Origin of the sequence: Brevibacterium siliguriense, from assembly GCF_900105315.1 — a bacterium.
Classification (GTDB): Bacteria; Actinomycetota; Actinomycetes; order Actinomycetales; family Brevibacteriaceae; genus Brevibacterium; species Brevibacterium siliguriense.
This window is the reverse complement of the sequence record NZ_LT629766.1, coordinates 370,403-382,978: the sequence shown is the minus strand read 5'-3', so window position 1 is coordinate 382,978 and position 12,576 is coordinate 370,403. Positions and strand designations below refer to the sequence as shown.

Here is a 12,576-nt window from a genome sequence, read left to right as displayed (position 1 = left end):
TCGGACATCATTCCCGGCCAAGTCACTCAGCGGGTGGCGCGGGAGCCGGCCGAGAAGTCGCTCGCGGCGAGTCTGCGGATCTCCGAGGGCGATCCGGTGGTGTCGGTGTTTCGGCTGCGGCTCATGGACGAGGCCCCGGCCATGGTCGAACGTCTGAACTATCCGCTCGAATTCGGTCGGCACGTGTTGGCCTTCGACACCGATTCGGGTTCGATCTACCAGGAGCTCATCGACCAGGGCGTCGACATCAACCGGGCATCCCGCACGATCGATGCGGTCGGGGCAAACGATGACGATGCCGCTCTTCTCGAGGTCCCGGTGGGCACCCCGCTGCTGCGAGTGCGTCGGCGAGCGTTCACGACCGGAGGCGATGTCATCGAATCCTCCGATGACCGGTACCTGCCGTGGAAGGCGAGCTTCACCATGAACTCCACCCGTGGAAACCCGAGCTCCATGTCCCTGATCTCCGGCGACTGAAAATGCCAGTTACTACCCGACGGCGGCTCTGCAACCTCGCGCGAGGTATCTGGGCCGCCGTGGGGTAGTCCACTCGTCAGTCTGTCTGGCCGTAGATTCTTCGGGAGAGCTCATCGGCAGCGGCGCTGATCGCGGCCACCAGTGCAGGCTGCTTCTCGTAGGGTAGATCGGTGCTGGCAACGGTGACGGCGACCGCGGCGGCAGGCCACCTCATATGGTCCCTGACCGGAACGGCCAGTGTGGTCAGGTCGGGAGTGACATCGCCGTCTTCAAAAGCGAACCCGCGCTGCCGCACTTCATTGAGCATGACCTTGAGCTCGGAATACGACGAGACCGTCGGCAAGCGGTCATTGCGGGTGACGAAGGTCGATCCTGCCGGATAGAGGGCCCGCACTTGTGCGGGAGGCATCGCCGACATGATGGCGCGCCCGCTCGCGGTCAGATGTGCCGGCAGGCGAACACCCACCTCGGTGACCAATGCCGGACGGAACTTGGCTCGCTCCTCGACGACATAGACGACGTCGCTGCCGTGCAGCACCGCAAGATGGGCGCTCTCTCCGATGGTGTCGACAAGGGATGCGAGGATCGGAGTTCCGAGCCGAGACAGTGGGGCCTGCCGCGCATATGAGGAGCTGAGTTCGAACGCGGAGATGCCCAAACCGTACTTGCGCTCTTCGGCCAGATGTACGGCGAAGCCGTTTTCGATCAGCACGGCAAGCAGGTGATAGACGGTTGACCGGGGCAGATCGAGTGCAGCGGCTATGGATGCAGCGGAGACCGGAACATGACGAGACGACAGCAAGGTGAGAATGCGCAGAGCGTTGTGAGCGGCGGGGACCTTGCTGCTGGGTGTGCGCGGAGAACGAGTCACAAACCCCTCCTGGTGCGATGGCGGCTCCGATGCCCTCACGGACGGAAAACCGCATCAGCGGTTCCGGCCGGTCAGCTCAGCGTAAGCGGAGAGCCGAGCGCATGTGGGCCACGGCTCGAGCGGTGAGACTGTCCCTCGGTGTCTGTGATACCAGACATCGGGATTCGAAATCATGATGTGCGACAGATCACAAGAGGCTAGCTTGGGCTTAAGTGCCATTACCGAAGGAGGCTGTCATGGGCGCGCAGGAAGAATGGGTTCGCAACGCCTGGTATGTCATCGCCTGGTCAGAGGAGATCAGCCAGAACAAACCGTTGGGGCGCGACATCCTCGGTAAGTCGGTGGTGATCTTCCGCTCTCCGGAGGGCCAGGTCGTCGTTATGGACAACCGCTGCGCCCACCGAGGATTTCCCCTGTCGGAAGGCCGTACGACCGAACGCGGAATCCAATGCGGATACCACGGCTTCGAGTATGACACCACGGGCGCCTGCGTGCACGTGCCCGGCCAGTGGCGAATCCCTCCGGGCGGAAGGCAGCGGACCTATCCGGTTGTGGAGTCCCATCGTTGGATCTGGGCGTGGTTCGGCGATCCGGACCTGGCCGAGACGACGCCCGTTCCCGACACCCACTGGATGGACGACCCCGACTGGGACCGGGTCACCCATACCCGGCTCATCGGCTGCAATGCCGGGTTGCTGCACGACAATCTGCTTGACCTCACACACGAGTCCTTCCTTCATACTTCGACGATCGGCGATGATGCCGTGTTCGAGAACGGAGTGACCATCGAAGTTGAGGACAACGTCGTCAGCGTCGACCGATTCATGCCCGGATGCTATCCTTCTCCACTGTTCGCAAAGGTCACCAACGCCGAGGTCGTCGATCGCTGGCACACGACCGAATTCCAACTGCCATCGGTCCACGTCATCCACGCCGGCGTGGTCGAACCGGGCGGGCGACGCGAAGACGGATATCGGTTCGAAGTCCTCAACGCCATCACTCCCGCAAAGCAGGGCCAAGCGTGGTACTTCTATGCGTTCTGCCGGAACTTCGAGGTCGGCAATGAGGAGATGAACGCGGTGCTGACGAAGAGCCAGGGAACCGTGTTGGACGAGGACGCCTGGGCACTCGAGCACCAGCAGGCCAGCCACGATTCTTCTGCGGCCGAGATCGACGACGTCCTCATCGCTCAGGACGCCGGTGTCGCCATGGCCCGCCGGGTGATGAACCATCTCCTCAGCGCTGAACGCGAGCCCGCGGCGCAGTTGGAACCTCTGCTGTCCCAACCGGAACAGGGACCGGACTCGGCTCAGTCTCGGGTGCGTGCGCTGTGATGGTCATCCTGCGCTCCGGCGCTATCGCGAAGGAAGTCGAACCGTCGGGCCGGGTGAAGATCGCGGCCGCCCCCGACAGCGGTCGAGCCAATGAACCTTGGCAATGGCGGCTGACCATCGGCGACAGCCCGTCGAGCGAATCGAACCTCAACGGACAGAACCTTACAATCAGCAATCCCGGCTCAGAGGGCGAGAAAATTCTCGAACTCATGTGCGAGAAGAACCTCGTCACCGGGGCCATGCGGTTGGAGACTCTCAGCTCGCAGCGCGATTTCGAACGCGCGGACGGCGACCTGATAGTCATCTATATGCATACCGGGGAACTCGCCTTCGACCAGCATCGGCTCGGACCCGGTGACGCAGCGATCATCTCGGGAAGCGAACACCGCACAGTGCGAGCAGAACCGGTTGCCGATCAGGTCGATTTCGTGCTTGTTCGCCTGGGCTCGGCAACGGAGACCGGGTTGGTGTGGATCCCATGACCAAGAGGGTCTACACGGCAGGAGTCTATGCCGAACGCGACATGATGCTCACGGTTCGTGACAGGGAAATCATCGCCGAGGGAGTTCTGAGGTTGGATTTCGTCCGTTCGGACGGGGGACCCATGCCTCCATGGGAACCGGGTGCCCATATCGAGATCGATGTGGCCGACATCGGAATCCGCCACTATTCCCTCATCGGCAACCCTCGCGACCGCAGCAGATGGCAGGTCGCGGTTCGCCTGACCGCCCCGCCCGTAGCCGGTGCCTCCCAGTTCCTGCATCGGAATTCACGGGTCGGAGACGAATTCCATGTCATCGCTCCGCGGAACAACTTCTCGTTCGCGATTCCGACAAAAGACCAGACACTGCACTTCTTCGCCGGTGGCATCGGGATCACACCGCTGCTGTCGATGATCGAAGCCGCGGATGAGGCGGACGCGGACTGGACGCTTACCTACCTCGGCAGAACTCTCCCGTCGATGCCTTTTCGGGACCGTCTCGGCGAATTCGGGGATCGGGTCCGGATGATCGCCAGTGCGGATCGGCCGAAAGGGCTCGTCGAGTCCGTTCTCGATACGGCATCCCCGGAGGGGCGAATCTATGTCTGTGGACCCGAAACTCTCATCGACGAAGTCGGGGAGCACAGCGCCCAGCGGGGGTTGACGTACCGCAGCGAGCTCTTCTCCCATTCCGGCGGAAACGGGTTGCGCGAGGACGACGGCCCCTTCGACCTCGTCTGCGCTTCCAGCGGCATCACAGTTGAAGTCGCCGGTTCTGAGACGAGCATCATGGCCTTGGAGCGCCATGGGATCAGACCCCGGACATCCTGCGAGATGGGTGTGTGCGGAACGTGTGAGACACGAGTGATCCGTGGGACTCCCGACCATCGAGATTCCCTCCTCAGCGAGGACGAGCGAGAGAGGGGCGAATCGATGTTGATCTGCGTCGGTCGTGCCCTGAGCGACGAATTGGTCGTCGATCTCTGAAACTCATCCTTCCCGTACCTGTTTCAGCACTGTGCCGAGACAGACAGACCCCGGCAATCGACACATCTCACCACAAAGGAGTCGTGACATGTCACTGCGAACCTGGCTCATCGGCGGTTTGATCCTCTACTTTGTCGTCCTGCTGCTCGTCGCGTTCGTCAACAACAGGAACAAAGACAGGCGAGCTTATTTCCTCAACTCGAACAAGACACCTTATTGGATCCTGGCCACCGCTTTCGTCGCGGCATGGTTCGGTGGGAATTCGGCACTCATCTCAGTTGATGAGTCCTTCTCCCAGGGATTCGGCGGGTGGTGGGTGCTCGGAGGGCCGACGGTCGTCGCCGTCATCGTGATGTACTTCTTCGCCCGCCCGATTCGCAGGCTGGGTCTGCTGACTCAGAACGGCATTGTCACAATGCGCTATAACCAGACTGCAGGCAACATCCTTTCGGCTCTGTTCATCCTCTTCTTCATCACATGGGCCGCCTCGCAGATGGTGGCAGTGGGAAACTTCCTTGCTCCGTTCATCGATACTTCTTACCTGATCGCTGTTGTCATTGCCGTCATAATTTCTCTTGTTTACTCGGCGCTGGGCGGATTCAAAGGCGTTGTGATGACCGAGATGATCCAGTTCTTCCTGCTTACGGCCGGACTTCTGGTGACGATGATCGTTGCACTGGGCAACTCCGGAGGGCTTGAGGCCATCACTCACTCTCCGGCGGCCGGTCGGTCCTCGAACTATTTCAACATCATCACTTCGTTCCCAGCCAACTTGGCGTACATCGTCGGCTTCTCTTTGGCATTCATCATTGACGGTTCGATCTGGCAGCGCCTGTCGGCGAGTCGGAATCCGAACGACGCTCGCAAAGCGACTGGGCTTGCTCTCATCATCTTCATCCCATTGTTTGCGTTCGTCTCAATCACAGGAGTGGCAGCGGCAGGGATGTTCGATACTCTGCCTGAAGACGGCATCGTCACGACAATCGTCATCAACCATCTGCCTGCTGGTCTGGGTGCAGTGGTCTTCGTCGGCGTAGCTGCAGCGATCATGTCGACGATGTGTACAGCTCTCCACGCGGCCGCGCTTTATATGTCTGAACTGTATGAGAAGTATGTTCAACCAGATCTGAGCAATAAGGGCAGTGTGCGTGTCGGCGTCATCACTACCATCATCGCGTGCGCATTAGGATTTGTGGTCGCAGTCAGAATGCAGGATGCGCTGGCAGTGTTGTCGATTGCCAGCAATATCCTTGCAGCAGGAGCATTCGTCCCTGTTATAGGCGGCTTTGTCTGGCGTCGCGCTACCTCGTCGGGGGCGATCGCCTGCATGATCGGCGGAGGTGGGTTTGTCCTGTACGACTACTTGGGACGCCTCGGCTTGCCGTTGCCCACGTTTTGGCAGGAAGAAAGCACCGCCATCATTGTGGGCGTCGTGGTCGGACTGGTGCTCTATGTCGGCATCTCCCTCATCTCTGCGCCGCAGTCTGACAAGTACGAGGCTTTCAGCAGGAGCGCAGGACTCAAAGGTGGATCATTTCCGCCGGAAGTGGCGGATCCAGTTGACGAATAAGGTGGACGCGGTCGCTCCCGGTGTCTGGCCTCATGTCCGCCGGATGCTGATCATCGATTGCGCATCCAGGCTGCGTTGGCGAGGAATTCGGCGACATCATCGATTGACGAATCGGCAAAAGAGGCACGCGGAGAGTGGTTCGTCTCTGTCGCATCGCCTTCCGGTTCGGCACCGATGAGAGCAAACGTTCCGGGCACTTCTGCAAGTACGTGAGAGAAGTCCTCGGAGCCCGACAGGGGGTCGTCCATCTTCTCTAACCGGTCCGCGCCGAAGACTGTTTCGACGATCTGTTCAGCATAGCGGGTTTCGGCCGGATTATTGATGGTTACCGGATAATCGGGCATGACCTCGATCTCAGCGCTCAAGTCGTAAGCCTCGGCCGTGGAACGGGCCAGCTGCTGCACGGCCTCGAGCAGACGCACCTTGACGTCGGGGGAGAAGCTGCGCAGCGAGATCCGCATCTCCGCCGAGTCCGGAATAATGACCGAGTCTGTGCCGGCCTGCAGTGAGCCGAGAGTGGCGACGACGGGCTCGAACGGTCCGAACTTCCTGGCAACCACCGTGTTGAGTCCCATACCGATCTCGCAGGCTACGGGCACAGGGTCGAGGGTGCGGTGCGGCACCGATCCGTGGCCGCCCAAGCCCTGTACGACGATGCGGACCTCGTCGCAACCAGCCATCACGGTGCCCGAACGCAGACCCCAGACGCGGGGCTCGAACATGCCGGAGAAGACATGGGTGCCGAAGGCTGCAGTGACCGGCTTGCCAGCCGCGTCAAGCAGGCCGTCTTCGAGCATCCACTTCGCACCCACAAAGGCCTCTTCGGCCGGTTGAAACATGAACATGACGTCGACGGTGAGTTCGCTGCGCCGGGTGTGCAGCAGATGGGCGGCTCCGATCAGTCCGGCCGTGTGCACATCGTGACCGCAGGCATGCATCCTTCCAGGCTCCTGGGAGATGTAGTCGATGTCGACCTTCTCCTCCACAGGCAGACCATCCATATCGGCCCGCAGCAGGATCACTGGTGTTTGCGGTCCGGAGTGTGGTGCGCGGAGGATGGCGATGATCGAAGACTGGCGCTCGCCGGTGCTGATCTCGAGCCCATCGAGGTCGGCAAGGGCCTTGAGCACCTGCGCCTGGGTGCGCGGCAGGTTCGTCCCGGTCTCAGGATGGCGGTGGAGGTCGTGGCGGATCGTGCGCACGAAGCTCTGAAGCTCCGGGGTGATGGTCAGTGGTGCGGTCATGTTGGTGTGTTCCTCTGCGTGTGCGGTTAAGGGATGGGGTCTGGTGGCTTCCGGGCTGTGTGAGTGGGGGCTAGCGCCCGCAGTGTCAGTGCGTGGGCTGGCCGGCGCTACAGCGTGCTCACCAGCACTGAGGCGACGACGACCGAGCCTGTTGTTACCGTCGTGAATCCGCCGATGAGCAGGGGCGGGAAGATGTGATTCAACAGTGCATCGCGTTCGGCTTCGTTGCGGGCGACGCCTTCGGCGACTTCCTGGCAGATGATGAAGTCTCCGGGGAAGCCGAACAGTGCGGTCAGCGCTACAGGAGTCGCCAGATTCCGGTCGAGTCCGAGTATCCTGGCCGTGACCAGACCGCCCAGAGCGATGCCGAGAGGGCCGAGGATCAAGATGACCAGAGTGGGCACAAGAGCGCTGATGAGGTTGGCCGGGGTGATGGAGCCTACGGCTACGATGACGACAAGGGTCACAGTCACCGTGGCGAAGCCGAAGCTGCCGGCCTGATCGAGCGATCGGCTGGGCAGAACCCGCAACCCCCGCAGGGCGAAGCCGAGGATGAGGCACCACAGTGTGTAGCTGACCCCGGTCTGCTCTCCGATCCACGTGGCTGCCAGTGTGCCGGCCAGCAGGAGCAGCAGGACGACGGCGGGGGAATAGAGCCGCATCGGCAACAGCGGCGCGGGTCCCTCGTCTTCCGCAGTGGCGGTTCTGCCTCCGTCTTCAACCGAATCGATATCACGCGCAGCCTCGCCCGTGCCGCCAGTGGCGGTCGCGGCATCGACGAGCTGCTGAGTTCGGGACGACTCTGCGCTTCGTCGAGCAACCCATGTCTTCGCGTAGCGACGCAGGAAGACGATGGCGAGCGGCAAACCGATGAGCTGCTGCAGTGCGAGGATGAGCGCCGGGATCGGCACCAGTGCACTCTGACCGATCTCAGTCAGCTTATTCGTCGAAATGAGTGTGGCAATGAACCCGCCGGCAACGGGACCCGCGCCCGCCACTGACGCGTGATAGCCGATGATCAGGGAGCCCACGCCCACGACGAGCACCACTGCCCCGATCATCCCGGCCAGAGCCACGAGCACGTATTTGTACTGGACCTTGACCGTGGACATCGGCATCATCGTTCCCAGGTGCATGATGAGGACTCCGGTCAGCAGGTTCCCTGCAGCGATGAGGATGTGCTCGTTGACTGCTTCCTGGCTGAGCAGGCCGGACCACACGGCGGCCAGGTACAACCCCATGCTGATGAGCAGAGACGGGATGCGAGCGCGAGTGAGATTGGCGATGATCTCCCCGATCGCCATGCACAGCAGGAGACCGAGGGCGAGGATGACTGGTGCGTACAAGACACGTCCTTGTGTGGATGTCGAAGCGGACGTCCCATCCTCCAGCGGTGTGATCTCGCTCAACAAATCAGATTCTCAACGGCTGGGAAAATGTATCTCGTTTCGCAGTCGTGAAGCTCACCTCGCTGCGCTCCACGACTCGTCAGCACCGGGGGTCTCTGTCCGATTTGTGGACGTACAGATGACTCCCGACCAGCCCGATCTATGCTCGGTCCGTGGCGGTCAAGTCCCGCCTCCGGAAGCAACGGTGCGAGGAGTTCGAGATGATCGAGGACGCGGGTTCGCGCCGGGATACCGCCCTGGTGCGCGGGCTGCGAGTCCTCAGCTGCGTGGCCGAGTCCGGGGAGACGAGCGCGAAGATGCTCGCCGATGAACTCGGGCTGCCACTGTCGACGACCTATCGTTACCTCAAGGTGTTGCGCGAGTTCTCCTTCGTTGAGGAGTTCGACGGACGATATCTGCCCAGTTCCCGGTTGAGCTCCTGGTCGGGTGGCAATGCTACCCGATCGCTTCTGCTTGATGTCGGCCACCGTTTTCTGCGTCGACTCAGTGCCTCCACCGGGCGGACCTCCGTCCTGGCTGTCCGGGAGGGCCGCAATGCCATGTGCCTCAGGCAGTTCGCACCCGACGAGGACGCCGATATCGCCTTCCGCACCTACGAACTCTTACCGCTCGATCGGGGTGCCGGGCAGCGAGTGCTCTTGGCACATGCGCCCGGGCAGGTCATCGCAGAGGTGGTCGCCGAGTCTGATCACTCCGAGGAGAAGTTGCTCAACTCGCTCCGGCTGATCCGAAGCAGCGGATTCGCCTACTCTCAATCTGAGTTGCGGGTCGGTGCGAATGCGCTGTCGTGCCCGGTGGCGGTGCGCGGTGAGGTTCTGTGCTCGCTGACTCTCGCGGGTCATTCCGACCGCTTCGGCAATGCCACGGCTACATCGCTCAGGCCAATACTGACCAAGGCCGCCGATGAGCTGCAGGCGGCGCTCAGCGAAGTGTGCTGAGCCAAGGACGCAGCGCGAGGCGTGCCCCGCCGGGTTGAGTTCCCACGAGGTGAGAATCGGATTCGCCCGATGTAGGCCGAGTTCCTACTCTGCTGGTAAGCCTATACGCCGTCTCGGCGACGATGCCTGGAGATGGGAAGCAATTCAGTTCGCCTACGAACGAGCAATGGAGGTCATCTATGGTGAGCACATCCGCAGATCCGACTGCGCAGAACGTCGGTTCGTGCAATATGGCTGAAGCTGCATTGGACTTGCCCATCCTCGACGAAGACCCATATTCGTTGGATAACCTCTCGAACCCTTATCCGTTCTTGAGTCGGTTGCGGGCAGAAGGTCCTGCCGCCTGGCTGAGCAGATACGGAGTGCCCGCATTCGGCCGTGATGCCGAGGTGCGTGAGATTCTGGAGGATTACCGCACCTTCATCTCCGGAGCCGGCGTGGGCAGCGTGAACATCCACCACAATCCGCCGCTGCGCAAGCCCGGGATCCTCGAAGTGGATCCACCGTTGCACACGCGAATGCGATCTGCTATGGACGGTGTCATCACGCCGCGACGGCTGCGGCCGCGGCGGAAGGACTTCTCCACCTACGCGAAGACCGTCATCGATGAGATCCTGTCGACTGACGACGGAGAATTTGACGCCGCGCGTCTGTCCGAACAGTACGTGCTGCGTGTGTTCGGCGACGCGGTCGGCATTCCCCGTGAGGGCCGAGCCGAGAATCTCCTTGTTCAGGGGGCGGCGAACTTCGCGACATTCGGGCCGCAGAATGAGATCGCCAAACGTTGGATCGACGAGTCTGCAGGTACCTACGACTGGGTGCTGGCGAACTGTGCTCGCGAAGTCCTCGATCCCTCGGGTATGGGCGCGCAGCTGTGGGAGTTCGCCGACTCGGGCGAGATCACTCCGGAAGAGGCGACGCTGCTGGTCAGGGCGCTTCTATCGGCGGGATTGGACACGACGATCTTTGCCATCACCAATACTCTCAACACCTTGGCCCGTCACCCGGAACAGTATGCGAGGATCCACGCCGATCCGCGGTCGGTGCGGTTCGCGATCGACGAGTCGTTCCGGCTCGAGAGTCCGTTCTACGCCTTCTACCGAACCACGTCGGAGGACACGGTGCTCTCCGGAATCGAACTCCCAGCCGAAACGAAGGTACTCGTGTTCCCCGGCAGCGCGAACAGAGACGAAAGCAAATGGGGAGATGACGCCGACGTCTACCGGTTCGACAGGGACTCGAGCGGGCACCTGACCTTCGGGATGGGCATCCACCAGTGCGTCGGCCAGCCGATCTCACGAATGGAGATGGACGCCTTTCTCTCGGCATTCGTCACTCGCATCGCACGACTCGAAGCGACGGGACCGACCCAACCGCTCGTCCATACGACGTTGCAGAGTTATGCGACTGTGCCGCTGAAGGCGCATGCGGCCTGAGACCCTATCGTCGTTCGAAGGGCCGATGTCCGAACAGCTGACGACGATGATCCACCACCACAACACTCACGCACGAACACTCGTGTGACGCGAACGAGAGGACTCGATGTGATCGATACCGCCGCAGCCTGCACCCGGGAAGAGTTTCCCGGTGAGGACCTCGTCCTCGGCCTCGAACCTGCCACGCTTGAGCAGCTCATCGATGTGGCGCGGTACCGCCGGCGCATTCGCTTGGCCCCGGACGTCGAAGGCCATTGCGCCAAGTCGCGTGCGTGGCTCGACGACGTCATCGCGCGCATGCGCGCGGGCGAGCCCGTCGAAGCGATCTATTCTGTCAACACCGGATTCGGTTCTCTGGCCGGACGCCGGGCCTTCCCCTCGGCCGACGACGCCGCCGAACTCTCTCGGCGTCTCATCCTCGCCGATGCTTCCGGTGTCGGCCGAATCGTCGATGAAGAAGTCGTGCGGGCGACTATGTTCATCCGCGTCGTCTCACTCACTCAGGGCTATTCCGCGATCCAGTGGGCGCTCGTGGAAGGCCTAGTCGCCATGCTCAATGCCGATGTGTGGCCAGCCGTTCCCGAATACGGATCGCTGGGCGCCTCCGGAGATCTCATTCCACTCGCCCATATCGCGCTCGTGCTCACCACTGCTCCGGACGGCAGTGACGAACCGGAGAACTCAGGGGAGGCGATCCTCGACGGCTGTGTCGTGTCCGGCCATGAAGCGATGGCGGCTGCCGGAATCACCCGGATCCCCGTAGGAGCCAAAGACGGGCTCGCCCTACTCAACGGGACTTCCTTCTCTCTCGCTCAGACCGCGCTTGCCGCTTGGGATGTGCAGGGCGCCCTCCACACCGCCGAGGTGACCGCCTGCCTGTCGATCGAAGCACTGCTGGGATTCGGCGACGCATTCATCGCCGAACTGCATGAAGCCCGTGGACAGAAAGGGCAGATCCAGGTTGCCGAACGGATGCGCGGGTACATGAGTGACTCGCAGCTGACGACTGGAGACCGAGACAACGACCCGCAGCGCCAACCGCCCCAAGACGCCTACTCTTTGCGATGCGTGCCTCAGGTGTTCGGGCCGATCGCCGACACCCTCGATTTCGCATTCGGGATCATTGAGCGGGAGATCAACGCGGCAACGGACAATCCGTTGGTCTTCCCCGACCTCGACCGCGACCTCAAAGCGGTCTCGGGTGGAAATTTCCATGCCGAGTACGTGGCCTTTGCGGCGGACTTCCTCTCGATCGCGGCCACAGAGATCGGGAATATCACCGAACGACGGATCTTCCGCCTCGACGATGGCACCCTCAATAGGGGCTTGCCGGACATGCTCGTCGACTCCGAACAGGTCGGCCTCGACTGTGGATTCATGCTCCCGCAGTATCTGGCCGCCGCGCTTGTCTCCGACTGCAAGACGCTCGCCCATCCCGATTCCGTCGACTCGATCCCCACTTCGGCGAATCAGGAGGATCACGTGTCGATGGCGAACAACGCCGGCCGGCACCTGCGACAGATCATTGCCAATGTGGAAGTCGTCGTCGGCGTCGAACTCCTCATGTCGGTGCAGGCACTCGAAGTGAGAGTGCAGGCCGGGCGACCCGATGGCACTGCGGTCTCGGAATCCGACCTGTCGACGTCAGCACAGAAAGTGTCGGCCATGCTGCGGTCGACGTCCGACGAACAGGGAAAGGCAATCGCCCACCTCACCCGCGACGTCGTCCTCTACCCACAGGTGCGCACAGCGGCATCACTGGTCAAACAGCGTGCGGTCCTCTCTGCCGCCCGCGGCTGACACACAAAGTGCCCGGTGACGGCTGCGAA

Annotated in this window: 11 protein-coding genes; 8 read left to right on the top strand and 3 right to left on the bottom strand. The window is 61.9% G+C overall.

The features are described from left to right. Nucleotides 1-33 precede the first annotated feature (33 nt). A complete protein-coding gene (locus tag BLU88_RS18335) occupies nucleotides 34-477 on the top strand; it encodes a GntR family transcriptional regulator (RefSeq protein ID WP_197678170.1) in 444 nt (147 codons plus the stop codon). Between the two features lie 76 nt (nucleotides 478-553). On the opposite strand, the gene BLU88_RS01580 is transcribed toward BLU88_RS18335, so the two are convergent. Next, a complete protein-coding gene (locus tag BLU88_RS01580; RefSeq protein WP_092009415.1) occupies nucleotides 554-1,348 on the bottom strand; it encodes an IclR family transcriptional regulator in 795 nt (264 codons plus the stop codon). A gap of 236 nt (nucleotides 1,349-1,584) precedes the next feature. Here BLU88_RS01580 and BLU88_RS01575 point away from each other — a divergent pair, with 236 nt between their 5' ends. From BLU88_RS01575 to BLU88_RS01560, 4 genes are all read left to right on the top strand, one after another. Continuing rightward, the gene (locus BLU88_RS01575) at nucleotides 1,585-2,682 is read left to right on the top strand and encodes an aromatic ring-hydroxylating dioxygenase subunit alpha (RefSeq protein ID WP_092009413.1); all 1,098 of its coding nucleotides are present in this window, start codon (nucleotides 1,585-1,587) and stop codon (nucleotides 2,680-2,682) included. After that, entirely contained in the window at nucleotides 2,682-3,164 is a 483-nt protein-coding gene (locus BLU88_RS01570; RefSeq protein ID WP_092009411.1) for a hypothetical protein, read from the top strand. The genes BLU88_RS01575 and BLU88_RS01570 overlap by 1 nt, the downstream gene beginning before the upstream one ends. Then, nucleotides 3,161-4,150: a PDR/VanB family oxidoreductase gene (locus BLU88_RS01565; protein WP_092009409.1), complete on the top strand. Its 990-nt coding sequence runs from the start codon at nucleotides 3,161-3,163 to the stop codon at nucleotides 4,148-4,150. Before BLU88_RS01570 ends, BLU88_RS01565 begins: the two co-directional genes overlap by 4 nt. A gap of 88 nt (nucleotides 4,151-4,238) precedes the next feature. Continuing rightward, the gene (locus tag BLU88_RS01560; protein ID WP_092009407.1) at nucleotides 4,239-5,720 is read left to right on the top strand and encodes a sodium:solute symporter family protein; all 1,482 of its coding nucleotides are present in this window, start codon (nucleotides 4,239-4,241) and stop codon (nucleotides 5,718-5,720) included. A 50-nt stretch (nucleotides 5,721-5,770) separates the two neighbouring features. On the opposite strand, the gene BLU88_RS01555 is transcribed toward BLU88_RS01560, so the two are convergent. Both BLU88_RS01555 and BLU88_RS01550 read right to left on the bottom strand, forming a co-directional pair. After that, complete coding sequence (locus BLU88_RS01555; RefSeq protein ID WP_092009405.1) at nucleotides 5,771-6,964, bottom strand: M20 metallopeptidase family protein; 1,194 nt, start codon at nucleotides 6,962-6,964, stop codon at nucleotides 5,771-5,773. 107 nt (nucleotides 6,965-7,071) lie between these two features. Beyond that, nucleotides 7,072-8,310, bottom strand: coding sequence for a hypothetical protein (locus BLU88_RS01550; RefSeq protein WP_092009403.1), 1,239 nt, complete (start codon nucleotides 8,308-8,310; stop codon nucleotides 7,072-7,074). Nucleotides 8,311-8,573: 263 nt separating this feature from the next. Here BLU88_RS01550 and BLU88_RS01545 point away from each other — a divergent pair, with 263 nt between their 5' ends. The 3 genes from BLU88_RS01545 to BLU88_RS01535 all read left to right on the top strand — a co-directional run bounded on the left by BLU88_RS01545 (nucleotide 8,574) and on the right by BLU88_RS01535 (nucleotide 12,547). Continuing rightward, nucleotides 8,574-9,311, top strand: coding sequence for an IclR family transcriptional regulator (locus BLU88_RS01545; protein WP_092009401.1), 738 nt, complete (start codon nucleotides 8,574-8,576; stop codon nucleotides 9,309-9,311). 179 nt (nucleotides 9,312-9,490) lie between these two features. Then, nucleotides 9,491-10,747: a cytochrome P450 gene (locus BLU88_RS01540; RefSeq protein ID WP_231939526.1), complete on the top strand. Its 1,257-nt coding sequence runs from the start codon at nucleotides 9,491-9,493 to the stop codon at nucleotides 10,745-10,747. A 108-nt stretch (nucleotides 10,748-10,855) separates the two neighbouring features. Next, nucleotides 10,856-12,547: an HAL/PAL/TAL family ammonia-lyase gene (locus BLU88_RS01535; RefSeq protein ID WP_231939525.1), complete on the top strand. Its 1,692-nt coding sequence runs from the start codon at nucleotides 10,856-10,858 to the stop codon at nucleotides 12,545-12,547. The last annotated feature ends 29 nt before the right edge of the window (nucleotides 12,548-12,576 follow it).